Origin of the sequence: Nocardia sp. NBC_01388 (assembly GCF_045040085.1) — a bacterium.
GTDB lineage: Bacteria > Actinomycetota > Actinomycetes > Mycobacteriales > Mycobacteriaceae > Nocardia.
The window spans coordinates 1-25,602 of record NZ_CP109553.1; the positions used below are offsets into that span (position 1 = coordinate 1).

At 61.6% G+C, this 25,602-nt stretch carries 14 protein-coding genes and 3 rRNA genes; 15 read left to right on the plus strand and 2 right to left on the minus strand.

Features of this window, described 5'->3' with window-relative positions; genetic code table 11:
- Positions 1-402 precede the first annotated feature (402 nt).
- From OG716_RS00005 to OG716_RS00065, 13 genes are all read left to right on the plus strand, one after another.
- Positions 403-1,919, plus strand: a 16S ribosomal RNA gene (locus OG716_RS00005).
- Between the two features lie 336 nt (positions 1,920-2,255).
- A 23S ribosomal RNA gene (locus OG716_RS00010) occupies positions 2,256-5,377 on the plus strand.
- A 189-nt stretch (positions 5,378-5,566) separates the two neighbouring features.
- A 5S ribosomal RNA gene (rrf, locus tag OG716_RS00015) occupies positions 5,567-5,683 on the plus strand.
- The 16S, 23S and 5S rRNA genes sit together here, the layout of an rRNA operon.
- A gap of 126 nt (positions 5,684-5,809) precedes the next feature.
- Positions 5,810-6,367: a hypothetical protein gene (locus tag OG716_RS00020; RefSeq protein WP_405135685.1), complete on the plus strand. Its 558-nt coding sequence runs from the start codon at positions 5,810-5,812 to the stop codon at positions 6,365-6,367.
- Between the two features lie 68 nt (positions 6,368-6,435).
- On the plus strand, positions 6,436-7,617 hold the full coding sequence (locus tag OG716_RS00025) for a TIGR02679 family protein (protein ID WP_405139422.1): 1,182 nt from the start codon (positions 6,436-6,438) through the stop codon (positions 7,615-7,617).
- A gap of 66 nt (positions 7,618-7,683) precedes the next feature.
- A complete protein-coding gene (locus OG716_RS00030; RefSeq protein WP_405135686.1) occupies positions 7,684-9,219 on the plus strand; it encodes a TIGR02677 family protein in 1,536 nt (511 codons plus the stop codon).
- Entirely contained in the window at positions 9,216-10,454 is a 1,239-nt protein-coding gene (locus tag OG716_RS00035) for a TIGR02678 family protein (protein WP_405135687.1), read from the plus strand. Before OG716_RS00030 ends, OG716_RS00035 begins: the two co-directional genes overlap by 4 nt.
- Positions 10,451-14,476 carry a TIGR02680 family protein gene (locus tag OG716_RS00040; RefSeq protein WP_405135688.1) on the plus strand — a complete coding sequence of 1,342 codons (4,026 nt, stop codon included), beginning with the start codon at positions 10,451-10,453 and terminating at the stop codon, positions 14,474-14,476. The genes OG716_RS00035 and OG716_RS00040 overlap by 4 nt, the downstream gene beginning before the upstream one ends.
- 391 nt (positions 14,477-14,867) lie before the next feature.
- Positions 14,868-15,893 carry an SEC-C metal-binding domain-containing protein gene (locus OG716_RS00045; RefSeq protein WP_405135689.1) on the plus strand — a complete coding sequence of 342 codons (1,026 nt, stop codon included), beginning with the start codon at positions 14,868-14,870 and terminating at the stop codon, positions 15,891-15,893.
- Positions 15,894-16,073: 180 nt separating this feature from the next.
- Complete coding sequence (locus OG716_RS00050) at positions 16,074-16,448, plus strand: hypothetical protein (RefSeq protein ID WP_405135690.1); 375 nt, start codon at positions 16,074-16,076, stop codon at positions 16,446-16,448.
- A complete protein-coding gene (locus OG716_RS00055; protein ID WP_405135691.1) occupies positions 16,445-17,089 on the plus strand; it encodes a hypothetical protein in 645 nt (214 codons plus the stop codon). The genes OG716_RS00050 and OG716_RS00055 overlap by 4 nt, the downstream gene beginning before the upstream one ends.
- The gene (locus OG716_RS00060) at positions 17,089-22,710 is read left to right on the plus strand and encodes a putative T7SS-secreted protein (RefSeq protein ID WP_405135692.1); all 5,622 of its coding nucleotides are present in this window, start codon (positions 17,089-17,091) and stop codon (positions 22,708-22,710) included. Before OG716_RS00055 ends, OG716_RS00060 begins: the two co-directional genes overlap by 1 nt.
- Positions 22,711-22,712: 2 nt before the next feature.
- Entirely contained in the window at positions 22,713-23,441 is a 729-nt protein-coding gene (locus OG716_RS00065; RefSeq protein ID WP_405135693.1) for a hypothetical protein, read from the plus strand.
- A 168-nt stretch (positions 23,442-23,609) separates the two neighbouring features.
- Here the strand turns inward: OG716_RS00065 and OG716_RS00070 are convergent, their stop codons facing one another.
- Complete coding sequence (locus OG716_RS00070) at positions 23,610-23,840, minus strand: hypothetical protein (RefSeq protein ID WP_405135694.1); 231 nt, start codon at positions 23,838-23,840, stop codon at positions 23,610-23,612.
- Between the two features lie 25 nt (positions 23,841-23,865).
- A complete protein-coding gene (locus OG716_RS00075; protein WP_405135695.1) occupies positions 23,866-24,330 on the minus strand; it encodes a DUF4254 domain-containing protein in 465 nt (154 codons plus the stop codon).
- A gap of 152 nt (positions 24,331-24,482) precedes the next feature.
- On the opposite strand from OG716_RS00075, the gene OG716_RS00080 reads away from it, so the two are divergent.
- Positions 24,483-25,391 carry a DUF5753 domain-containing protein gene (locus OG716_RS00080; RefSeq protein WP_405135696.1) on the plus strand — a complete coding sequence of 303 codons (909 nt, stop codon included), beginning with the start codon at positions 24,483-24,485 and terminating at the stop codon, positions 25,389-25,391.
- A complete protein-coding gene (locus tag OG716_RS00085) occupies positions 25,388-25,582 on the plus strand; it encodes a DUF397 domain-containing protein (RefSeq protein WP_405135697.1) in 195 nt (64 codons plus the stop codon). Before OG716_RS00080 ends, OG716_RS00085 begins: the two co-directional genes overlap by 4 nt.
- Positions 25,583-25,602 lie beyond the last annotated feature (20 nt).

The following is a 25,602-nucleotide window of genomic DNA, read 5'->3' on the forward strand; positions in this document are numbered from 1 at the left end:
GTCAGAGCGACACGGACACCGACCCGGGCCGAGACGCAGAGCCGAAAGGCTAAGCGCGGCAAGGGATAACGAGGTTGTACGAGGAGCGCCTGGCCGTCAGCTCCACTTGATCAGCGGATTTGGTTCCGCCGGACAGGATGGGCTAAGCTATAGAAACAGCCTCAACGGATTCCTGAGTCACCGACTCGGGAATTGTTTTGTGCGCCTGTTCTTTGAGAACTCAATAGTGTGTCGATGAATGTCAGTGCCAATTATTTAATTGGTTCCGGCTTCTCATACCCCCCGGTTGAGAGGTCGGACATTTAGTCAGCAAATACTTTTTGCTGGCGTTTTGTTTTGCCATGGTTTTCGGACTCTGGTTAATTCTTCTGATTGCATCCTTCGGGGTGTGGTTGAGAGTCTTCAACGGAGAGTTTGATCCTGGCTCAGGACGAACGCTAGCGGCGTGCTTAACACATGCAAGTCGAGCGGTAAGGCCCTTCGGGGTACACGAGCGGCGAACGGGTGAGTAACACGTGGGTGATCTGCCTCGCACTCTGGGATAAGCCTGGGAAACTGGGTCTAATACCGGATATGACTTTCGGATGCATGTTCGAGGGTGGAAAGATTTATCGGTGCGAGATGGGCCCGCGGCCTATCAGCTTGTTGGTGGGGTAACGGCCCACCAAGGCGACGACGGGTAGCCGACCTGAGAGGGTGACCGGCCACACTGGGACTGAGACACGGCCCAGACTCCTACGGGAGGCAGCAGTGGGGAATATTGCACAATGGGCGAAAGCCTGATGCAGCGACGCCGCGTGGGGGATGACGGCCTTCGGGTTGTAAACCCCTTTTGACAGGGACGAAGCGCAAGTGACGGTACCTGTAGAAGAAGCACCGGCCAACTACGTGCCAGCAGCCGCGGTAATACGTAGGGTGCGAGCGTTGTCCGGAATTACTGGGCGTAAAGAGCTTGTAGGCGGTCTGTCACGTCTTCTGTGAAAACTTGGGGCTCAACCTTAAGCTTGCAGGGGATACGGGCAGACTAGAGTACTTCAGGGGAGACTGGAATTCCTGGTGTAGCGGTGAAATGCGCAGATATCAGGAGGAACACCGGTGGCGAAGGCGGGTCTCTGGGAAGTAACTGACGCTGAGAAGCGAAAGCATGGGTAGCAAACAGGATTAGATACCCTGGTAGTCCATGCCGTAAACGGTGGGTACTAGGTGTGGGTTTCCTTCCACGGGATCCGTGCCGTAGCTAACGCATTAAGTACCCCGCCTGGGGAGTACGGCCGCAAGGCTAAAACTCAAAGGAATTGACGGGGGCCCGCACAAGCGGCGGAGCATGTGGATTAATTCGATGCAACGCGAAGAACCTTACCTGGGTTTGACATACACCGGAAAGCTGTAGAGATATGGCCCCCCTTGTGGTCGGTGTACAGGTGGTGCATGGCTGTCGTCAGCTCGTGTCGTGAGATGTTGGGTTAAGTCCCGCAACGAGCGCAACCCTTATCTTATGTTGCCAGCGCGTCATGGCGGGGACTCGTGAGAGACTGCCGGGGTCAACTCGGAGGAAGGTGGGGACGACGTCAAGTCATCATGCCCCTTATGTCCAGGGCTTCACACATGCTACAATGGCCGGTACAGAGGGCTGCGATACCGCGAGGTGGAGCGAATCCCTTAAAGCCGGTCTCAGTTCGGATCGGGGTCTGCAACTCGACCCCGTGAAGTTGGAGTCGCTAGTAATCGCAGATCAGCAACGCTGCGGTGAATACGTTCCCGGGCCTTGTACACACCGCCCGTCACGTCATGAAAGTCGGTAACACCCGAAGCCGGTGGCCTAACCCTTGTGGAGGGAGCCGTCGAAGGTGGGATTGGCGATTGGGACGAAGTCGTAACAAGGTAGCCGTACCGGAAGGTGCGGCTGGATCACCTCCTTTCTAAGGAGCACATCTCCACGACTCTTCACACAGGTGAATGACGTTGTGGCAGAGACCGTTTCGGAAACACATGTTTTCCGGCGGACGCTCATGGGTGGAACACTGACAACCTCCTCGCAATCGGACAGTCCCTAGTGACTGGCCGGCGAGTGATATATCGGCACACTGTTGGGTCCTGAAAGAACAGACGTAAGTCTTTCTTTCCAGGCAAGATAACGACGAGATTGACCCTTCGGTCATACCGCGGAACTCATAAGGTTTCGGTCTGGTGCCGAGTACAGGTTGTCTTTCTCGTGTGTTGTTTGAGAACTGCACAGTGGACGCGAGCATCTTTGTTAGTAAGTGTGTAAGAGCGTACGGTGGATGCCTTGGCACCAGGAGCCGATGAAGGACGTAGGAGGCTGCGATAAGCCTCGGGGAGCTGTCAACCGAGCTGAGATCCGAGGATGTCCGAATGGGGAAACCCAGCACGAGTGATGTCGTGTTACCCGCGCCTGAATATATAGGGCGTGTGGAGGGAACGTGGGGAAGTGAAACATCTCAGTACCCACAGGAAGAGAAAACAACAGTGATTCCGTGAGTAGTGGCGAGCGAAAGCGGAAGAGGCTAAACCGTGTAGATGTGATAGCCGGCAGGCGTTGTCTATGCGGGGTTGTGGGGCTCATTTTCTTGGTTCTGCCGAACTGAGCAAGAGTCAGAAAAGATCGCGTTAGTCGAATTGGTCTGGGACGGCCAACCGTAGACGGTGAGAGTCCGGTAGACGAAAACGCGTTCTCTCTTGTAATGAGTACCCGAGTAGCAGCGGGCCCGTGAAATCTGCTGTGAATCTGTCGGGACCACCCGATAAGCCTGAATACTACCTGGTGACCGATAGCGGACTAGTACCGTGAGGGAAAGGTGAAAAGTACCCCGGGAGGGGAGTGAAATAGTACCTGAAACCGTGCGCTTACAATCCGTCAGAGCCTTCGCACTTCGGTGTTGTGGGGTGATGGCGTGCCTTTTGAAGAATGAGCCTGCGAGTCATCGGTGTGTGGCGAGGTTAACCCGTGTGGGGTAGCCGTAGCGAAAGCGAGTCCGAATAGGGCGCCCTTCAGTCGCACACTATGGACCCGAAGCGGAGTGATCTACCCATGGCCAGGGTGAAGCGACGGTAAGACGTCGTGGAGGCCCGAACCCACTTAGGTTGAAAACTGAGGGGATGAGTTGTGGGTAGGGGTGAAAGGCCAATCAAACTCCGTGATAGCTGGTTCTCCCCGAAATGCATTTAGGTGCAGCGTCACGTGTTTCACACCGGAGGTAGAGCTACTGGATGGCCTAGGGGGCCCACAAGCTTACCGAAGTCAGCCAAACTCCGAATGCCGGTGTGTGAGAGCGTGGCAGTGAGACTGCGGGGGATAAGCTTCGTAGTCGAGAGGGAAACAGCCCAGATCGCCGGCTAAGGCCCCTAAGCGTGTACTAAGTGGAAAAGGATGTGGGGTCGCGAAGACAACCAGGAGGTTGGCTTAGAAGCAGCCACCCTTGAAAGAGTGCGTAATAGCTCACTGGTCAAGTGATCCTGCGCCGACAATGTAGCGGGGCTCAAGTACACCGCCGAAGCCGCGGCATTCACACATTATCCCGCCTTCGGGCCAGGAGTGTGGATGGGTAGGGGAGCGTCCTGTAGCCAGGGAAGCGGCGGAGTGATCCAGCCGTGGAGGCTATGGGAGTGAGAATGCAGGCATGAGTAGCGAAAGACGAGTGAGAAACTCGTCCGCCGAATGACCAAGGGTTCCTGGGCCAGGTTAATCCGCCCAGGGTGAGTCGGGACCTAAGGCGAGGCCGACAGGCGTAGTCGATGGACAACGGGTTGATATTCCCGTACCCGTGTATCCGCGCCCAATGGCGAATCAGTTGTGCTAAGTATCCAAAAGTTCCTTGATTCCACCTTCGGGTGGGAGGGGGAATGGCTGCATACGACCCTGGCTGTAGTAGTCAAGCGATGGGGTGACGCAGGAAGGTAGCTGGGCCCGGTAATGGTTGTCCGGGTGTAAGCCTGTAGGGCGTTGTGTAGGCAAATCCGCACAACATGTAGCCTGAGAGGTGATGCGTAGCCGATTGAGGCGAATTCAGTGATCCTATGCTGCCGAGAAAAGCCTCTAGCGAGCTGGTACATGGCCCGTACCCCAAACCGACACAGGTGGTCAGGTAGAGAATACTAAGGCGATCGAGATAACTGTGGTTAAGGAACTCGGCAAAATACCTCCGTAACTTCGGGAGAAGGAGGGCCTTGTCTGGTGAACGGACTTGCTCCGGGAGCTGGGTGAGGTCGCAGAGACCAGTGAGAAGCGACTGTTTACTAAAAACACAGGTCCGTGCGAAGTCGTAAGACGATGTATACGGACTGACGCCTGCCCGGTGCCGGAAGGTTAAGAGGACCGGTTAGCCCTTTGGGGCGAAGCTGAGAATTTAAGCCCCGGTAAACGGCGGTGGTAACTATAACCATCCTAAGGTAGCGAAATTCCTTGTCGGGTAAGTTCCGACCTGCACGAATGGCGTAACGACTTCTCAGCTGTCTCAACCACAGACTCGGCGAAATTGCATTACGAGTAAAGATGCTCGTTACGCGCGGCAGGACGAAAAGACCCCGGGACCTTCACTATAGCTTGGTATTGGTGTTCGGTACGGTTTGTGTAGGATAGGTGGGAGACTGTGAAGCGGGCACGCCAGTGTTCGTGGAGTCATCGTTGAAATACCACTCTGATCGTATTGGACTTCTAACCTCGGACCATGATCTGGTTCAGGGACAGTGCCTGGTGGGTAGTTTAACTGGGGCGGTTGCCTCCCAAAATGTAACGGAGGCGCCCAAAGGTTCCCTCAGCCTGGTTGGCAATCAGGTGTCGAGTGCAAGTGCACAAGGGAGCTTGACTGTGAGACCGACAGGTCGAGCAGGGACGAAAGTCGGGACTAGTGATCCGGCACCGGCAAGTGGAAGCGGTGTCGCTCAACGGATAAAAGGTACCCCGGGGATAACAGGCTGATCTTCCCCAAGAGTCCATATCGACGGGATGGTTTGGCACCTCGATGTCGGCTCGTCGCATCCTGGGGCTGGAGTAGGTCCCAAGGGTTGGGCTGTTCGCCCATTAAAGCGGCACGCGAGCTGGGTTTAGAACGTCGTGAGACAGTTCGGTCTCTATCCGCCGCGCGCGTCAGAAACTTGAGGAAGGCTGTCCCTAGTACGAGAGGACCGGGACGGACGAACCTCTGGTGTGCCAGTTGTCCTGCCAAGGGCACGGCTGGTTTGCTACGTTCGGAAGGGATAACCGCTGAAAGCATCTAAGCGGGAAGCCTGTTCCAAGATGAGGTTTCTCACCTACTTGATAGGTTAAGGCCCCCAACAGACCATTGGGTTGATAGGCAGGAACTGGAAGCCCGGTAACGGGTGCAGGTGACCTGTACTAATAGGCCGAGGACTTACCAACAAAGAAGCTACGCGTCCACTGTGCGGTATCTGAAACAACACACAACTTCGTTGTGTGGGTGGTTTCGGGGACCTTGTCCCCGAGCCCCTGGATATCGAGGCTCTTGCCTCGACCACCCCTTTTCGGGTGTTCGAGGGCTGGGTCCTCGAATTGTCCTGTGGCACACGAAGTGTGACAGTTTCATAGAGTTACGGCGGCTATAGCGGTGGGGAAACGCCCGGTCCCATTCCGAACCCGGAAGCTAAGGCCACCTGCGCCGATGGTACTGCACTCGACAGGGTGTGGGAGAGTAGGACACCGCCGGAACATCATTCGAGAAGACCCCCAGCCACTGGCTGGGGGTCTTTTTCGTTGTACCCCTGCAGCATTCGCTGCGGGGGTTTTGTCGTATCCGGACCCTTGCTACATGCAGGCTGGCTTCGAATACCTTGCATGTCTCTCATCCTCTCCTACAACCAAGATCCTGGCAGCGGTCAATGGACCGTCAGCGGTGATGACGGAGTGAAATCGGTGACCGTCACGCATCAGTCGCGAGACGAAGCTGCCGCGCAGGTCCAAGAAGCGTTGGGGTTCAGGGCTTTCCGTCCACCGCCGCCCCTCCCGCTGGGCTGGCATCGGTTCGTGCTGATAGACAGCCTGATCGGATCCAACGGTGCAGCCCCCGACGATCCCCGCTACGACGCAATCAAAGCTGCACTCCCACAGGGATGCACGGTCGGAGACTTCGCGTATTCCTTCGGACTCGAATGCGACCGTCCCGGTGGACATCTCCTCGACGCCATCGCGGCCACTTGCGCCGAGCTCCGCGAGGCCCACGGGTTATTTTTGGCAGATGTCGGCGTCGAGAAGGTCGACGAGTGGGTCACCGACGGAAAAGACGGCTGGGGTGCCCGGATCCTGGCCCAGCTATTGCTGATGTCAGTCGAGCGTGCCCGGCTACTGGGTTACAGCGCAGACGATCTGATCAGTTTTATCCGGCGGGCCTCCTGACGCGTCTTGATGCCCGATAGTCTCGATCCGTGCCGGCTCCTTCCCTTCGACTACTTCCGTCCGGTCTTATGCCGCTCTGGTACGAACTTCATCGTCGCCTGTCCTCGGGGCAGGTGGTGCGGCGGGTGAAGGTGGGTCCCCTCAACGAGGACGAACGCAGTGCATTTGCTGACTTCTTCGGGTGGGAGCGATCCCCGGGCGAATTTGCCGTGGTCGAGATGGATTCTCTCGAGCCGATTGTTTCCGCGGTGACCGGTTCGACTGTGCGATCGGTAGTAGAGCAGGTTGTGGGTCCGATCGGCGATCGCGCCGCTGATCGGAGTCTGGCGGCAGCGGAACGAAAACAATTGTGGGACTGGCTGACCGAGCATGAGGTGGTGCACGCTCAGCCCGCACTGCTGGGTTGGGTGTCAGCGATGCGTCGGACCGGGCTGGTTCGCGGCTCGGCGCGGGAGACTCGTGCCGAGCTGGGTCGGGCCTTGCTCGTCATATCTCAATTGCCCAGCGCAGGAATACCTTTGCCGGTCTTTGCCGACTCTGTTCTGCGTGATCCGCATGCACTCGATGAGGGTGCGCGGGTGCACGGCATGGTTGTCAAAGCCCTGGCGGCTGTCTTCGGTATCGACGCGCCGGCGGATTCGGTACAGCTGCGGAGGCTGTGGGCGCGAGCAGGTGTCGCCGATGACGAACTTTCTTCCACGGTGCTGGCGGCCGGGTTGCGCGGCGCCGCGCAATCGGCCGTTGATCGAATCTTGTCGGCGTGTGCGGACTCCGGTCATGCCGCGGCTCTCACCTTGCAGCAGTTGCGAGCGATGCACTGCTTCTCCAATGCACCGGAACAGGTTGCAGTGGTGGAGAACCCCAGCATCATGGCGCTGGCACTGCGGCGCTTCGGCGACCGTTGCCCACCGCTCATCTGCATTTCGGGCTGGCCCAGTAGCGCGGGAGTGCGTCTGCTCCAATCTTTGCGTGACGCGGGAACAGAATTGCATTACCACGGCGACTTCGATGGTGAGGGCCTGCGCATCGCGGCGAATGTGGTGGCCCGGTTCGGGGCGTCGCCGTGGCGCATGAGCAGCGCGGATTATCTCGCGGCAGTGGATAGCGAGGGGCCGCCCGTCGGCCGGGTGACCGGGGTGCCATGGGATTCCGATCTCGCAGGGCACCTGCAACGCGTCGGTGTGTCTGTTTCGGAGGAGCGGGTGGCGGACGCCCTACTCGACGAGTTGGCGCGACTGCACGCTATCTGACGCACTCCTGCCTGTCGGTGCAGAGGGTTATGGTGGCCGTTGAAACGTCGCCCAGGGGAGAGCACCGTGATTCCGATCCGTGTTCCGCCGGAGATGTTCCGGTTCACCACAGCGGATCGCTCTGGCTTGTATGTGTCGATTCTGCACGGCTTCGGGGAGGCGAATGAGCGGCTGGAGACCGCATTGGGGATCGATGATCTTCGTGCCCGCATGCGCTCGATCGGGTGGCTTGAACCCCTCGAGGACGATGACCTGATCGCGGCGCTGGACCAGCTCAGGGATTGGAATCTGGTCGACGTCATCCAGAACCATTCCGAGAACTACCGCACTGCAAGCGAATACGAACGCCGCAACCTCCAGTACTCCCTGACCAGACAGGGTGAGGCGGCCTTCGCGGGCGTGCTCCACGCGATGTCTGTGCTTGTATCGACCGGTGCCCTGCAGACCGCGGTGCTGGATGCCATTGCCGACAGGCTGGCTGATCTGCTCGGCGAGCTCGAATCCGGTTCGGACCGGAGGGTTTTCAGCATTCTGAGCGAGCTGGAATCGCACTTGGAAGCGTTGCGTGGCAACACCAAGAGCTTCAATGGCGAACTGCAGCGGCTACTGCGCGCCGATAACGCGGATCTGGCGGTATTCCATGAGGTCAAGGCAGCTACCGTGGCCTACCTGCAGGAATTCCTGACCAATCTTGACCACCGTCGCCACACCATCACCACTCGGGTGCGCGCGATCGAGGACTATGGCGTCGCGCTCCTGCACCAGCGAGCCCTGCTGGGTGCGGAACTGCCTCAGTTCAGCGGCTCCGATCCGCGCCCGGCGTGGCTCGAACATCGCCGGGCGCGCTGGGAGGGGTTGCGCGCCTGGTTCCTTCCGCTTGATGGCTCGGTGCCGCGCATCGAACAACTCGTGCTGGTCGGGCGCCGGGCCATCATCACGCTGCTACAGGTGCTGGACCGTCTCACCGAGTCGAAGCGACGATCCAGTAGCGCGGTGGCTGATTTCCGGGAGCTCGCGCGGTGGTTCACGGTTGTTCCGGATCAAGACGATCTGCACCGCTTGTGGTCGACCGCATTCGGATTGAGTGCGGCTCGGCACGCACACCTGGCTCATCCGGACCCCGAATTGGTGAGTTCGACCGAGTCGTGGCGAGAGTCGCCGCCCGTGGAGGTTTCGGCCCTGCTGAGATCCGCGGGCCGTACCGAGCGCTTCACTCGCACCGGGCGAGTCCGAGATGTCACGGCGATCAAAGCGGAACGGGCCCGGCGCGCGGCACAGGAGCGCAGCGAACTACAAGCAGCCTGGGACATGCTCGATACCGGAGGTGCAGTGCGATTGTCGCGCTTCGGCCGACTCGACCAGGGAGTCTTCGAGCGCCTGCTGGATCTGTTGGGCAGGGCGCTCGGCAATGCCACGGAGGCGGACGGTACGCGGCGCGGCAGTACTACCGATGGCCGCGTGGAAATCGTTCTGCACCCGCCGCCGGACGACGCGGTGGCCGAATTGAAAACTCCGCGTGGTGTCTTCCGCGGCCCCGATTACCTCCTAGAGATTGTCACCGCGGTGCGGCAGCACCGCCGGGCGAGCGGGGACCAGTCATGAGCGAACTCGCCAATCAACTGGTGATCGCTGAGCGCGAGGAGGTGTCGCGGGGCATCAGGCAGCTGCTGGCAAGCCCGCTGGTGACCGAACACAGCGCGTCGGACACCTTCGACCTGATCCGCCGCCGCCGCGAACCCATCGCCAAATGGTTCGACTACTACTGCGGTTGGACGCTGACGGTCGAACCACGCTTGGGTTACGCGCGTTTGGTGAAGGTACGCCGGGCTGCTGATCCCAGCCGGCCCGCGCGGCGGCTCAGATCCGGGAAAGCGCCGTTCGACCGCCGTCGGTATGTGCTGCTCTGCGTGATTGCCGCCGAGTTGTTCGCCACCCCGGTCACCACGATCGGCCTGCTCGCCGACCGGGTGAAGGCAGCCACGGCGGCCGATGCGGTGGTGGATTCGTTCGACACTGCGGTCCGGCACGAACGAATGGCATTCGTCGATGCGCTGCGTTTGCTGGAATCCTTCGGCGTCCTGGACGCTATCGACGGCACAGCGGACTCCTATGTCGATTCGGCGGCGGCGAAGGTGCTCTACAGGGTGGACAGCACCCTGCTGCTGCGATTGCTGGCGGCGCCGGTCGGTCCGTCGCAGTTGGCGGTGCCGCACGAGGAGGTGCCACTGCGCTTCGACGACCTGCTGGATGGCATTTCACAAGAGCGCCGCTATGGACTGGCGTCCGGCCGGCATGCGGACAACGCCGTGATCTCCGACGTGCAACGTAATCTCTGGCTGCGCCACAAGATATTTCGTCGTTTGATCGACGACCCGGTGCTGTATTTCGAAGACCTGTCGGCCGAGGAACGTGCCTATCTCGCCTCCCCCACCGGCCGGCAGTTGCTGCGCAGGGCCGCCGAGCAGGGCGGTTTCCTCGTGGAAGAGCGAGCGGAAGGTGTGTTGTTCGTCGATGTGGACGCCATCGCCACCGACTCCAAATTTCCCGACGATGTCGCGACGGCAAAGGTGGCCGGGCTGCTACTGCTCGAGCAGCTGACCGCGCCGACCACGGTCGAGCGTCTACGGCGTTCGGCAGCCGAACTGCTGGAACGCTTTCCGCGCTGGGCGCGCACCTACCGCGGCGAAGACGGCGTGCGGGAACTGGTCGACGACGCGCTGGCGACTCTGGTCGGGTTCGGACTCGTCCGGCGTACCTCCGCCGGACTGGTGATCCCGCTGCCCGCTGCTCACCGCTACCGGGTGGGCGATATCCGAACCTCTCCGGAGTCATCGTGACGATCACCGAATTACCCAGACGTGCAACTGATTCGGATGAGCGCCCGGTTCGCTGGTCACCGTCGCGGGCGGGCATTCTCAACATCTGGCGGTACTACGACGAGGTATTCGACTTCCACGACGGCCGGCTACTGCTGCGCGGCCCCAATGGCAGCGGTAAGTCGAAGGCTCTGGAACTGCTGTTGCCATTCCTGTTCGACGCAAGTCTGCGCCCCAACCGCTTGTCGACGTTCGGAACGTCGGAACGCACCATGCACTGGAACATGATGGGGGAGGGCGCTTCCGGAGTCACCCGAGTCGGCTACGTGTGGCTCGAATTCCGGCTGCCCGGTGTCGAGGAGAGCTGGTTCACCTGTGGTGCACGATTGCAGGCCAGCGCACGCACTACGTCCGTCACACCCGACTACTTCACCACGGATCTACGTGTCGGCGTCGATCTCATGCTGACCAATGAGGCGGGGCAACCGCTCACCCGCGCCGGTCTCGAGCAGGCGCTTGATGCGCGCGGCCGGGTGCACGCCGGCCCGAGTGACTATCGAGAGCATGTCCGTGCGGCACTGTTCCCGACTTTGAGCGAGCAGCGCTACGACGCGCTCATCACGGCCCTGCTTCAGCTGCGCACGCCGAAACTATCCCAGCGGCTGGATCCGTCCCTGCTGTCGGTCCTGTTGTCACGCGCGCTACCACCGCTCGGGCAGGACGAAATCCAAGATCTGGCAGAAGGTTTCGAACGACTCGACGCCCAGCGGGAGCGGCTGCACCGATTGCAGGAGGAGGTGGCGGCAACTCGCACCCTGGCCCGGCAGCAGCGCACCTACGCGCAACGGGTACTGCGGGCCCGCGCTGCGGCTCTCATCTCCGCGACCACCGAGCTGGAGAAACTCTCCAGTGAGGCTCGCACGTCCGCCGAGGAATACGAGTCGGTGGCCGTACGTAAGAGCGAAGCCGAGACTCGGGTAGTCGAGTTGGAGGCTGAGCACGACGAAACCGACGCCCGTAAAGACGGACTGATGGAGTCGGAGGCGTATCAACAGGGATTGGAGCTGGTTGGTCTTCGCACCGAGACCGCCAAGGAACAGCGACGAGCCGCAGAACTGCGTACCAACGCAGCTCGGTATCGCTCTGCCGCCGAACAGGATACGGCGGATTCTCACAGTGCCGCGGAGATCGAACAGCAGTATTTGGCGGCTCTCGCCGGCCATGCCGCGCAGACGCGCCAAGCTGCCCTGCGTATCGGTATGGCCGGCGTATATGAGGAGATCGCGGTGGCGCTCGGCGGCGAGCGAACCCGCGCTCTACTGCGTGGTGCAGTGCGCGGCAAGCGGGATCAGATCGCCGCCATCGTGCGCGCACTCGAGACTCACGAGCGCGCTGTGGCACTACGCCGGGATGCGGAGCGCTCGCTCGACTCGGCGCGCCAAGGCTACGACAGCGCCGTGGATCGGCTGGACCGGGCCGCCGAGGCTAGCGAAGAGGCATTGCGGGAGTTGCGAATTCGACTACGCGACTGGGCCGAATCCTGTCGTGAGCTCACCTTCGAAGCACCGGAAGAACTGGCCGATCGTGCCGAATCCGAGACGGCGGTGGCCGAACTGATCCACGGTGCCGTACAGATCGTTCTGGACGAGATAACCCGCTCCGAATCGCGCATTGAATCGGCCGCGGAAATCGCACGCGGTGAGCGGGAACGGCGTGTTTCCGAGCGTGACGGCCTTTGCGCCGAACACGACATCCCGCTGGTCGCGCCCTCATGGCGTACTGCCGATCGGACCCGAATGGCGGGCGCACCATTGTGGCGGCTGGTCGATTTCGTCGACGGCATCCCCGAATCTATCCAGGCCGCAGTCGAAGCCGCCCTGGAGGCATCCGGATTGCTGGACGCGTGGCTCGGGCCGCAGGGTGAAGTCGTGGGCCACGACGTATTCGCGGACCCTTCCGCATTGGCGCCGGTCTCCGGTCGATCTCTCGCCGAAGTCCTACGAGCTGAGCCGGGCACTGAGGTCGCAGTCGCGCACGTACGCACACTTCTCCTCGCAGTTGGCTTCGGCGACACGGTCGAGTCCACTGCGTCTGTCGCGGCGATCGGTGCGGACGGCAGCTGGCGGATGGGCGTTCTGACCGGTAGCTGGCACAAGGAGCACGCAGCTCATATCGGCGCATCGACCCGGGTGCGAGCGCGGGAACGCCGCATCCGCGAACTAGGCGATTTGATCGCCGTGTGCGACGAGACACTGACCCGCGTGGCTCTCGATGCGCAGGCACTCGCCGCGCGCCGCGACGTGATCCGTGCCGAGGTGGACTCCCGGCCCCGCTATCCGGAATTCACCGCTGCCCAGCTGAAGCTGACCCGGGCCGAATCCGATCTGGCGGCCGCCGATTCGGTTGTCCGCGCTCGGCTCGGCGAGGTCGAGGCGAAGCAGACCACCGTGAAATCCGCACTGCTGGAACTGTCCCGCCTTGCCGCGGAAACCGGTCTGCCCTCCGAACGGGAGGCGTTGAAACGGATCGGCACCGCGCTGGACGGTTTCGGTGACCATGCCGAAAATTGGCTGGACGCGCACCGAGAGTGGCAGTCCGCTCAGGGCACCGCTGCCCTGCTTGTTGAAAAGGCCAGTCGCTCAACAGCCTTGGCGCAGGAACGCGAGTCGGAAGCAGAGGCGTCCGAGGCCGAACATCGTAAGCTGGCGGCAAAACTGGCAACGGTCGAAGCCGTCATCGGACTCGACTACCAGGATGTACTCAACCAAATACAAAGCATCCGAACACAACTCAGGACTATCGTCGACGATTTGCGTGCCCGTCGTCTCGAGGTCAGCGATCTCACCGGCAAGCTCGGCAGGCTGGACTCCAAGCGCGACACTGATGCCCATGCCCGCGATGCCGCAGCCACTGACCGCGACGCCATCGCTCAGCGTTTCCGCCGCGTGGCGGCCGCCGTGTTCCCGGTCGACGGGGCCCTCCCCGATCTCGACAGATTCCGCACCCTACTGACCGGCTCCGAAGGTGTTCGCGCCGCCCTGGATGCGGCCCGCTTGGTGGCGGCCGCCTGGGGGACCATCCCTCATTCCACCGCCAATCTCGGTGAAGCCTTGCGCCGCCTGAACGATTCCATCCACGAATCTCGGACCGCCCTCAGCTCCCGGGCCGACCTCGATCTCGAAACCGACGACGACATCCAGATTTTCACCGCTGTCATCGACGGCGTCCGTGTCGGCGCCGCCGAGCTCCTCCACATCCTGGATACCGACGCCCAGGAAGCCGAACACGAAATCACTGACCGCGAGCGCGATCTCTTCGATAAAACCCTCACCGGCGACACCCGCCGCCACCTCGCCGCCCGTATCCGCCAAGCCAATGAACTCGTAGATGGCATGAACGCCCGCCTCGAACGCGTCCGCACCGCCTCGAACGTCTCGGTCCGCCTGGTCTGGCAGATCGCCGACAATCTCCCGCCCGGTACCAAGGCTGCTCGTGACCTCCTCCTCAAGGATCCCATCCGTCTCACCGACGCCGATCACGAAGCGCTGCACCGTTTCCTGCGCGACCGCATCGAGGAGGCCAAGGCCGACGACACCGCCACCAGCTGGGAACAACAACTCGCCCAGGTCTTCGACTACACCGCCTGGCACCAGTTCGTCGTCAAGGTCGATCGAGGCAGGGGTGAGGGCTACCAGAAACTGACCAAGAAACTCCACGGCGCCCTCTCCGGCGGTGAAAAGGCTATAGCCCTGCACCTTCCACTTTTCGCCGCCGTAGCTGCCCACTATCAAACCGCGCCCCAGGCGCCCCGCCTGATCCTCCTCGACGAGGTCTTCGTCGGCGTCGATACCACCAACCGCGGCCAAATCTTCGCTCTCCTTTCGGATCTCGACCTGGACCTCGTGCTCACCTCGGACCACGAGTGGTGCACATACGCCGAATTGAGCGGGATCGGAATACATCAGATCATCACCGGCGACGGCGACGACGCGGTGACAACGGCACGCTTCACCTGGGACGGACACGAACTATCGGAGGCCTGATCGCGATAACGCGCCGGTATCGAAAGGACGTAGGCCCAAGGTCAAGGGCCGGAAGAAGCCGGCCCGTCCCAGGGGCGGTTTCGATGGGCAGAATTGGGACGCAAAACCGACAGCCCGCCCTGTACGCGCGGATTCTTGCTGAGCGGAGGGGATTCGGGAGTGAGTTCATCGCCATCCTGGTGGAGGCCGTGCGAGTGCCGAAGGAGGGGTTGAGCTTTGCGGTGCTGTGATCGCTCCGGAAGCCTGCGCCGCTGCTGTGCTCGGCGGTGATTTAGCGTACGGTTCCGGACTCGAATACGAGCGACTCGGCAAGGTGCCGCTACGCTGCGCCCATACAGACCTGAGCACTCGTTTGGCGGCACCGATAGTTCTGTCGGAAGAGAGGGGCGGCATGTCCGAGGAGATGTCTGTCTCGGAACGGCGTGAATACGAGAGACTGCTGCGGCAGCAGGAGCGACTGCTGGCGGAGAAGGCGCGGTTGGGTGCGCAGCTCGCCGATGCCACCGCATCGTTTCCGTCGGCCGAGGAGCTGGCGCTGGAACATGAACAGGCCGCGGCGGAGGATCCGGAGGAGAGAGCTCAGAACCTGAGCGAGGCAGGCTCCTACTGGGCAATGGCCGGTGAGCCCGAGCGGGCGCACCGGGCCTATCTGGCTGCCATCGCCGACGGCGGTCCGGTGGCCGGCGATGCCCGGATCTGGTACGCGCTGTTTCTCGTCGAGAACGGTGATGAAGCGGCCGGAGTCGAGATACTCGACACCGTATTCGCCGAGGGCGCAGACGATTACGTTGTCTACCAGTCCGTCGGCGAAATGTACGAGGAGCGTTCGGAACCGAAAGCCGCGCTGCGCTGGTTCGAGGCCGGACTGGCGCGGATCCGTCTGCTCGGCGATCAGCAGGACGAGGGGTTCGGCGAATACCGGCTTGCGTTCGGACGCAAGAGGATTCGGGAGTCGATGGATCTGCCGGAGGATGCCGGCGATCGCTGGGCCGAGCAGAAGCGCGATGAGTTCGTGCGATCAGTGGACGGGCGGCGTCCCGCGCGCGGTGTGCCGCAGCCGATGGTGCATTCCGTATTCTATTTCCCGGAAGCCGAATTGGATCGTGCGCTGCAACGGTGGCCGGAGCTGCGCGAGCATTTCGAGAGCCATGATGAGCATCGTGCGGCGGCAGAGCACAGCCTCAGCAGCCTTGTCCCGATCGGCTCATCACCGCTGATCTCCATCGCCACCGTCGCAGGCTTGATCGATTACGCCACCGCCGCGGGTTCGGACCCGACCCTCCCGTCGACCCGTGCGGCCTACGCCGCGGAACTGGCACGCACCGGCCAAGCGATCGCGTGGCCGCCGGGCCGCAATGACCAGTGCTGGTGCGGCTCGTCTCGGAAGTACAAGAAGTGCTGCGGTAGACCGCGATAAGTGTGCCGTCAGCCGGGAGGAATCCCTGTGAGCACGGGTTTTGATCAGCGAATCAACGCCTGGACGATTGGACGGCCTATCGGATCGCCCGTCGCGCTGTTGTAGGGTGCGATGTGCTGCTGTTCGTGGGGGGAACTGTCTGCAGGGGGTGTTGTCTTGACTAGCGCTAATGATGGCTTGATGGGGTTGCGGTCCGAGATCGCGGCGTTCTACGCCGGGTTCGGGCAGCCGGAGCTGCTGCGCCGGGCTTTCGAGCAGGCCGCGGTACTCGTGCCGTTGGTCGACACCGACCGCGTATTCACCTCGCGGGTGCGCGAGATCGATTGGATCTGCGCCTTCACCAGCATGGAGGAATACGCTCGCTACATGGTTGCCCGAGGGGTGGCGGCCGATCACGAGTACAAGTACCAGACCTTGCTCGGCTGCCGTTTGATCGACTACGCGGCCTCACGCCTCGAGCCGACCGGAATATCGGTCGATTGCGCGGGTGCCGCGCCGGTGGCCTTCCCGCCGCAGCTGCCCGCCGACGTCGACGAAGTGGGTGTGGGGTCATGAGCGATGAACTGAAGGTCGAACCGGCCGTGCTGAAACAGGCCGAGGCAGGCATCAACGCGATCATCGGCGAGCTGTCGGGCCTGGGCATCAAGGAAACCGGCGCACTGGGCCGAGGTTTCTCGCTGCTGGCGTTGTCACCCCTGGAGGCAGGCAAGGCGTCGGTCCAGTCGACGTTCGAAACCTTCTGCGACCGCTGGTCGTGGGGTGTGCGGTCCCTGGTGCAATCGGCGAACAATATGGCCGAGGCGGTCGGCTTGGCGGCCGGCCGCTATCACATGATGGATCAGCAGAGTCAGAACGCACTGAAAGAGGCGTACAGCGACCTGTTCAGCGACCCGCATCTGTCGAAGGACCAGATCGACAGCCGGTCGTGGAGCGAGACCTTCTCCGACAACGAGTTCAACGCGCTGGCCCATCCCGACTACAGCGACAAGTCGTTCCAGGACATGCTCAACCACGTCGGCACCGACGGGCAAGTGGTCAAGGCGGTCGGCCCGCAAGCCCTGGCGAACGACCAGTTGTTCAAAAATCCGCTCGGTAATGATGGGGGAGCGGGCTGGAACACCGGCGCCGCTGCCCGAGCGGCGCAGATCCTGCATCCCGATCCCGCAACCCCGGGTGTTGAAGGGGGACAACACTAGTGGGGCTGGGGGACTTCGTCGACAAGATCGGCGATGCGATCGAGAACGGCATCGACGAGGTCGAAACCAAGGCCGGCTCGATCATCGACCGCGGCACCTACGAGGTCGCGGACCTGGCCCGCGACGTCGGCGCGGATTCGGTCGCGTCCGCCATCCAGGACCTGGGCGATGAGATCGCCGATCACCAGGGCGGCGAGGTCCTCGAGCGGCAACTCGGCCAAACCAAGGACAAGACGGAACTGATCCGCGGCGAACCGTCGAAGATCCACGACGTCGCCGACAAACTGCGCACCATGTCGACCTCGATCGAGTCGACCGGAAACGCCTTGCGCACCATCGACGTAGCGGACTGGACCGGCAAGGGCGCCACCGCATTCCACAGCGCCTTCGACAAGCAGCCCAAGCTGTGGTGGACCGCAGGCGACGCATTCTCGAAAGCCGCGGCGCACCTTGACAGTTGGTACTGGGCAGTCATCACCGGCCAGGCGAAGGCGCAAGAGGCGATCGACAAGTGGGAGGCCGCCGACAAGGAGGAGAAATCCCAGAAGGACTCCTGGAACGCCTTGTCGGACAAGGACAAAAAGAAGACCACCCTCGTCGACACCTGGTCGCCGATGCGAGACGCAGCCCGAGACATCCTGAAGAACGCCCGCTCCCAACGAGACAGCATCGCAAGCACCGTAGTGAGCGGCCTCCAAGCCCAAACCCAGGACGCCCCCACCGAACCCTCCTTCACCGCCCGCTGGACCGACAACTTCGAAGACCTGAACGGCGTCTACGAGAACGGCAAAAACAGCTTCTACGCCGGAGTCCTGACCAGCTTCACCTCGATAGCCCAGTTCGCCCGCTCAGTGGATGTCCTTGACCCATACAACATCTCGCACCCGGCCCAATACATCTCGAGCATGTCCGACCTGGGCACCGGAATGGTCGTGGCCGCCGCAGACCCAGGCGCAACGGTCGGCGCCATGCTCTCGGACGCCCGCCAGAACCCCTTCGAGGCGGCTGGCGCGATCACCGGCAACGTCGTGCTCACCGTCGCGACCGGTGGCGGCGGGTCGGCCAAGATCGGCGTCGATGCCCTGGATGAGCTCAGCAACGCCACAAAGGTCACCAAGGCCACCACCAGCGTGCTCGAAGACGTCCCCAGCGCATCCCCCGGCCGCGCTCTGCCGCGCGGCGATGCCCCGGCGGCTCCCGCGCGCACCGAACCGAAACCGGACCGCGCCGGGGCTCCCAGTGATTCGGGAGCCCCATCGGAGACCAAGCCGAACGCGACGAAACCGGATGCGCCTGATGCAGAGGCTCCGAAGGCGGGCCTGCCGCATCCTGACGGTGCCGCTCCCGGCTCTGCCGCACCAGAGGGCGGCGGCCCAGCCGCTGCCCCGCATCCAGACGGTGCTGCACCACAAGCCAATCCAGTTGCTGATGCCCGCCCGAACGAAGTAGCGCCGGACTCCTCATCGCCCGTCCCGAATCAGGAACAGCCTGTCGCGCAACCTCATCCGGCGAACGAGCACGTCCCGGACGCCGACTCGCCTGCGCCACATCGGGACCAGGATGTCCCACCGTCGAATCCGGAGAAAGATCCGCGACCGGATACCGATTCCAGCGCGCCCCACAACGATCGGCCCGCGGACATAGCTCCGGCCCGCGCAGAGAACCCGGTCTCGGAGACGACCCCGAAACTGGAGACCACTCCGCCTGCCTCCCATGAACCCGGTTCGGCTGCGCCGCACGGCGAACCGCTGAACACACTGCGTGACTCAGGTAGCAGCCCGCATGTCGATCCGCATCCCGAGAATCCTGACGGCACACACGCCGGCGGGCACGACGCCCCGCCAGAACACGGCGCCCCAAACCATGAGCAGCATCCGGAGCCTGCGCAGGTCGATCACAACCCGACGCTAGATGAGCGCGCGGTCGCCGACCAGCCAGCGCCCGAGCACGCGCGCAACGGCAACCCCGAAGACACCAGTGAACTCCAAGAAAAGACATGTACCGATGATCCGGTCGACATTGCGACGGGTGCCTTCCTGCTCCCAGAGATCGATCTCGATTTACCGGGCGTACTGGGGTTGATGCTGCGGCGGACCCACCGTTCGAGCTACCGGTTCGGACGCTGGTTCGGGCCATCGTGGGCCGCGACCTTGGACATGCGCCTGGTGGTAGATCACGAAGGTGTGACCCTTCTGTCGGAAGATGGGGTCCTGCTGGCCTACTCGCATGCCGAACCGGGGGTACCGGTAGAGCCATCGACTGATGGCCGTCGATGGACGCTCACACGCACCGAAAATGGCGGCTACCGTGTGCGGGATCCGAGGCGGGAACTGCTCTGGCACTTCGCGCCCGAGCCGGGATTGGGTGGTCTGGATACCCGGTTGGGCAACCTTGCGATCAGTGCGATCACTGATCGGCACCACAACCGGATCCGCTTCCACTACGACAATGACGGCGCGCCGGTCGCGGTATCGCATTCTGGCGGCTACCGAGTGGAGATCGAGACCGGCGCGGGGCGTGTGCTTGCAATGGCGGTTGTGGGTGCCGACGAAAGCCGAAGTCGAGTAAGGAAGTTCGGCTACGCGGCAGGGAGTCTGGTGGCGGTCACGAACGGTGTGGGTGCCACTATGCGCTACACCTACGACGAGTCAATGCGCATGGTGTCGTGGGCCGACACCAACGGAAACCGCATGATCAATACCTACGATCAAGCTGGACGGGTGGCTCGTCAGCGCGGCCCTAATGGCGTGCTCAACTGCGACCTTGAATACCGGGAGTTCCCAGACGGATCCGGGCACGTCACCACCGTCACTAATTCCCTCGGCGGGGCGAGTACATACGGATTCGACCGTGACCTGCGGTTGCGTGACGTGGTCGATCCTTCTGGTAACCACACTCATCTCGACTACAACGCGCAACGCAAACCGCTGAAAGTCATTGCCCCTCATGGAGCTGTCACCCGTTATCAGTACAACGGGGAGGGGGATGCCACTCGGATCACTCGTCCCGATGGCATGGACATCACCATCGAGTACGGCGTTGACTCAATGCCGACCACCATTACCGAGCCAGATGGCAGTGTGCGGCGGCAGGAGTGGGACAAGGTCGGAAATCTGGTAGCCGTTGTCGACGCGTCCGGAAGTCGCACTAGCTACACCTACCACTCGAATGGCGCTGTTGCGGAGGTGATCGCACCGACTGGTGCTCGCACGGTGGTAGAGGTCGACGCGGCTGGCCTACCAGCGGTAGTGGTCGGTCCCTCTGGATCCGTGACCCATATCGAGCGTGACGACTTCGGGAGGGCTATCCGAGTCACCGACCCATTGGGGGCGATCACGCATTTCCGGTGGACACCGGAGGGCAAGCTGGCGGCTCGACTTGACCCGGACGGTCACGGTGAATCATGGAGGTGGGACGGAGAGGGCAATCTTCTAGTCCACACTGATCGCAGCGGCGGAATCACCCGATTCGTCTACGGGGCTTTCGATTTGCCTTCGGAACGTACCGATCGTGACGGCACGACTACCCGATTCGCTTGGGACACCGAACGCCGCCTCACCGCCGTGACCAACCCACTTGGAAACTCCTGGGCCTATGCCTACGACGCTGCTGGTCGACGTTCGTCGGAGACCGACTACACCGGCGCGACTACCAAATACACCCATGATGCTAACGGTCGAGTCCAATCCATCACCACGGCAGGCGATATCACCCGCCGTCACACTCACGATATTCTCGGTCGGCTCACCGCGGTCGTTGCTGACACCGGTGAGTGGCTGCGTTTTCGCCACGACTGTGTCGGTCGAGTGCTTGCTGCCAGCTCCGGTTGTGGCGAAAACGCCACTCATACCGTCGAACTCACATATACGCGAACGGGGCAACTACTCACACAGGGCCTCGATGGTCAAGCTGTCATGCAATATGAGCACGACCCGTACGGCCGCCGCATCCAACGCACAACCCCGGGTGGCGGCGTCACCACCTGGCAGTGGGACTCTACTAATCGGGTTCGCACCTCGGATGCTGATGGACACCTCGTGACCTTCAACTTCGACGCAGTTGGGCGCCCCGCAGGCTGGCGAGTTGGCGAAATCGACGTCCGGCACAGTTTGTCGGCGGCCGGTCAGATCACTACGCAGGACGTCATCGCCTTCCCCGCAACATCGCTGAACCTTGAGCCTTCTCGTCCTGGACCGGAGTTGATTCGGCGCGACGAGTACAGCTACCGCCCCGATGGATACCTCACCGGTCACGCTCTTACCCGGCCTGCCGTAGGAACTGTCGAATCGAACTACACGCTGGACCAGATCGGCCGAGCTACCACGATCACCCGTGATGGCGTGCGTGCCGAGGTCTACACATATGACCAGATCAGCAACGTAACAAGTGCCCTGTCGTTCGGCACTGCGGCTCTTGGACCCACGCCGTCGCAGCCGACACTGCACGGCAACTCCATCAATACCTATGACGAGACACATGATTCGGCCTTCGGGGGCCATCGCGAGTACCGCAACAACCTGCTTATCCGCGACGGTCAGACCCGATATCGCTACGATGCAGCCGGCCGTCTGATCCGCAAGACAACTACTCGTCTGTCCCGCAAGCCCGACATTTGGCACTTCGACTACAACGCGTTCGACCAGCTCACCGGTATTCGTACGCCGAACGGGCAGCAGTGGCACTACACCTACGACGCTTTCGGTCGCCGTACCACCAAACAGCAACTGACCGAAGGCGGCTCGGTAGTTGAACGCACCGACTACACCTGGGACGGTACCCACCTGGTCGAGCAGGTCACCGCAGAATCAACAATGCGGTGGAACTATGAGCCGAACTCCCACACACCCATCACGCAATTTAGCAGCCAGTCGAGCATCGACCGTGAGTTCTACGCAATCATCACTGACCTCGTCGGAACACCCACTGAACTCATAGACGTCGAGTCTGCTTCCTCGGCAGCAATATCGACCACGACGCTGTGGGGGACAGCGGCTTGGTCTGGCGAGGCAAGCACCCCCTTGCGCTTCGCCGGCCAACAGTATGACCCTGAATCTGGGCTGAACTACAACCTTCACCGCTTCTACGACCCTGCAACTGGGCGGTTTCTAACCTCGGACCCGTTGGGTCTGGCCCCGGCACCGAATCCCCACACGTACCCGCACAACCCGACAATGTGGACGGACCCCCTCGGGCTCACTCCGAACTGTCCTCCGAAGGGCAATCCAGGAAATCCATTCGCGTCACGAGAAGAAGCGGAACGCGCCGCCTTTGATCTGGCAGGTGTGCCGTACGGGACCGTGCCGGACGCTGAATGGATCGTCACCGGTGACAAGACGCTGACAAATATGCCGGGACATTGGTACGCAAAGGACCCCACCCACTGGGGAAGCTTTCGCCAGTTCGAGACAGAAAATGGTGCGCGTGTCATCGTGGAGCACACGGATGACCCAGCTGGATTGCACTTCCACGCTGGCGCCCCCAAGGGGGACACGCCAGAGCTCCGCACCAGGAACTTCGTCAACTTCGGGTGGGATAATACACGCGACGGAATCGACGACTTCGAACGTTACAGGGCGCTGGACAAACCCGGCGGCGACCACCACTTCTACTACGAGGAATAGCAATGCAGCCGAAACACCTTTCTCCGCTCCAAAAGATCGAAGCAAGCGGGCTCGTAGCTATGGAATTAAATGCTGCTACGTCGGAGCCGACGGTGGTTCAGGCTTCGCTCGTCATTGCTAGTGGTCAGATCAGGCCCGTTGCCACGGCTCCGCTGGGTAGTGCATCCGCGGATATCACCGACCTGTGGCTGCGACACGCTCGGGAGGCGGGAGTCTTTGCCGAAGATGGATCCTTTCTCATCACTCCGGCAGTAACCGTCAAAGGGCAGGAGCTCGGATGGGTGAGGACCGCACTCAGTGAGGATCTGGATGTTACTCAGCTCGTCGATGATCAGGGAAGGATTGAATTCGTCACCAGGTCGAATGACGGCCGCGTGGTCAGTGGTATCACGACGGAGGAAGGTGGCCATTGGATCGTATGTGAAGGATTTCCGCATCCTCGAATTTCTGCAGAGAAGCGGCGAGATGAGATCAACGGTGAATTCCGCAGTCTGGTCGTAAGCGGTGGATCGCTAGATGACGCAGTAGCATACCTGCGATCAGTGGGAGATGTTCTTTCCAGCAGAATGAAGTTCATGAGATTGCTGCACGAATCGTGCGGAATTTCTACGTCGAGCTCTCGTGAGTTTGTCTCACTATTCGACCAGTCTGGTGAACCGCTCATATCTCGTAGCGAGATGGAAACAAAGTGGCGGCAGCTTGTTGCTGATTGCAGGAGGCCGCTCGTCTGATGATGTTACAAGGAGCTATCCCTGGCGAACTTGTGCGTCCAAGAGCTTTTTCGAAACGTGTCGGTGATCGCGTGGATCCTGGCTGTTGGTGGGTTCGATGGCAGTGACTCTGGCAGTGGCGCAACGCAACTCATGCGAAACACGCTTTGAGGGACGGTCGCGCACTGTTCATTCCCGAGACGTATGTGCTTGCCGGTGCCGGGTGGGGGCCGCTGTGCAGGTGCGGAACCCTTCGCGGCGGCGGTCACTGCGTTCTCGCTCGATGCGAGAGGCGATAGCGGCCACGGTCCAACTTTCGGCCGAGGGTGTGCGACTGTGGGAGGGAATCGCGCTCAGGAACCAGACCAGGACGCTGCCGGTGGTCATGCCGATGAGGAAGGGCAGCCATGCTGCGGTCATCGTGCACCTCTTTCGGTGAGGGATCTCAAATCTGCTGGTGCTGAAGGTCTTCCGGGTGGGGAGTGGTGTAGTCGGGGATGCGGCGGGTGCGCGCGGTCAGGTCGTGGGAGAGGTCCGCGTAGGCGAGTGACAGTTCTGCGAGGCGCTTCCACGCGTAGTGCAGCCGGCACTCGGCGGCTGGGCTGCTCAGTGCTATATGAGCGTCGACAGAGAATTGGGCAATGCGGTCGATGACCATACCGACCGTTTCGGTGTGAAGGGCTGCGGCGGCATACGGGCGTGGCAGTTCCTGTGCGGTCCAACAGTCGATGTCGTGTATCAATCTGGCTCGAGTGCAGTCGATTTCGACAATCTCTTCCGGATCAGCGACGTGCCGGGCTTCGTGCAGACTGGCCAGTTCATACGCGGCCTGTAGAAGCGGATGCGGTAGAGCGACAGTGCCAGTGCAGGCCTCCAGGAGCAGGTCCTTCGACGGCAGATGGGTTGTCATTCGATGCTCCCCTCGGCATTTCGCGTTCGTGACTTCAGTAGACACCTGCGGCAATAGAATTGGAACGTCCAGCTGGGTATGTGCGGAAGACGACGAGCATTCCAGCCAGGGGCATTCCAGAACGGAGATTCCCAGATAGCGAGGCTAACGAAATGGCCGGATCATCGCTTCCCCGAAGGGCTCTCGGCCGCAGGCTGCGCGGCTACCGAGTTCAGTCGAAAAAGAGCCAGCTGGCAGCCGGTCTGCACATCGAGCTATCGCCGCAGAGCATCGGACGTATGGAGGATGGGCAGAAAGTGAAGATCTGCTCGTCGCAAATACGGGACCTCCTCGACTTCTACGAGGTTTCGGATCCGAGTGAGGGGCGGGAGGAAGTCCTCAGGCTGTGGCAGGAGGTGAAGGACCAAGCGCATGCAGCGAAACTGGCTGGCACGACCAAAGGTTGGTGGCAGGCGTACACCGACCAGTATGCACCGCACTTCGACCACTACCTGGGTCTGGAGGCTGTCGCGACGCACCTGACCACTCACCAAGTTGTGCTGTTGCCGGGATTGCTGCAGACGGCCGGCTACCGGCGGGCCGTGAGTTACATCGGGGACCCGAGCCTGTCTGCGGCCGACATGGACCGGAGACTGGAACTTGCTGCCCACCGGCAGGTCCGACTGGCGGACCCGAACTTTCGCGTGGACATCCTGCTGTCGGAGGGAGTGCTTCGGCATACACCCGGTGGCCCGTCCGTCATGGTTGAGCAGATGAACCACATTCTTGAACTGATCGATACCCGGCCGAATCTGTCGCTACGGATCGTTCCGATGAACGCCGGAAGCCATCTGGGCCTACTCGTACAGTCCTTCACTTTGCTGGAATTCCCGCCTCTCGCAAGCCATCTCGTGGAGCCGCCCGTGGTCTACGTGGAGGGCTACGAAGGCGGGTTGTACCTGGAGCGAGCAGACATGATCGACCGGCATCGTCGGGCGATTACGGACATTCAGCGGGTAGCGTTGACCGCGGATGACACCAAGCAGTTGGTGCAGCAGATGGTGAAGGAGTCCGGGACGTGACCGTAGACCTGTCCGGTGCCGAGTGGTTCAAGAGCACCTATAGCCAGCCCAATGCGGATTGCGTTGAGATCGCCCACCTGTCCTGCTCCGCGGTCGGGGTTCGTGATTCGAAGAATCCAGAAGGACCTGCGCTGGTGTTCTCCGCTGATCAGTGGGACAGGTTCCTCGCGAGTGAAGTCTGGCAACGCTGAACCGTTCTGGTGGGCAGCGT

Coding starts and splice junctions, on each gene's coding strand:
- OG716_RS00020 (WP_405135685.1), top strand. CDS start 5,810: ATGTCTCTCATCCTCTCCTACAACCAAGATCCTGGCAGCGGTCAATGG.
- OG716_RS00025 (WP_405139422.1), top strand. CDS start 6,436: ATGCCGCTCTGGTACGAACTTCATCGTCGCCTGTCCTCGGGGCAGGTG.
- OG716_RS00035 (WP_405135687.1), top strand. CDS start 9,216: ATGAGCGAACTCGCCAATCAACTGGTGATCGCTGAGCGCGAGGAGGTG.
- OG716_RS00045 (WP_405135689.1), top strand. CDS start 14,868: ATGTCCGAGGAGATGTCTGTCTCGGAACGGCGTGAATACGAGAGACTG.
- OG716_RS00050 (WP_405135690.1), top strand. CDS start 16,074: ATGGGGTTGCGGTCCGAGATCGCGGCGTTCTACGCCGGGTTCGGGCAG.
- OG716_RS00055 (WP_405135691.1), top strand. CDS start 16,445: ATGAGCGATGAACTGAAGGTCGAACCGGCCGTGCTGAAACAGGCCGAG.
- OG716_RS00065 (WP_405135693.1), top strand. CDS start 22,713: ATGCAGCCGAAACACCTTTCTCCGCTCCAAAAGATCGAAGCAAGCGGG.
- OG716_RS00070 (WP_405135694.1), bottom strand. CDS start 23,840: ATGACCGCAGCATGGCTGCCCTTCCTCATCGGCATGACCACCGGCAGC.
- OG716_RS00075 (WP_405135695.1), bottom strand. CDS start 24,330: ATGACAACCCATCTGCCGTCGAAGGACCTGCTCCTGGAGGCCTGCACT.
- OG716_RS00080 (WP_405135696.1), top strand. CDS start 24,483: ATGGCCGGATCATCGCTTCCCCGAAGGGCTCTCGGCCGCAGGCTGCGC.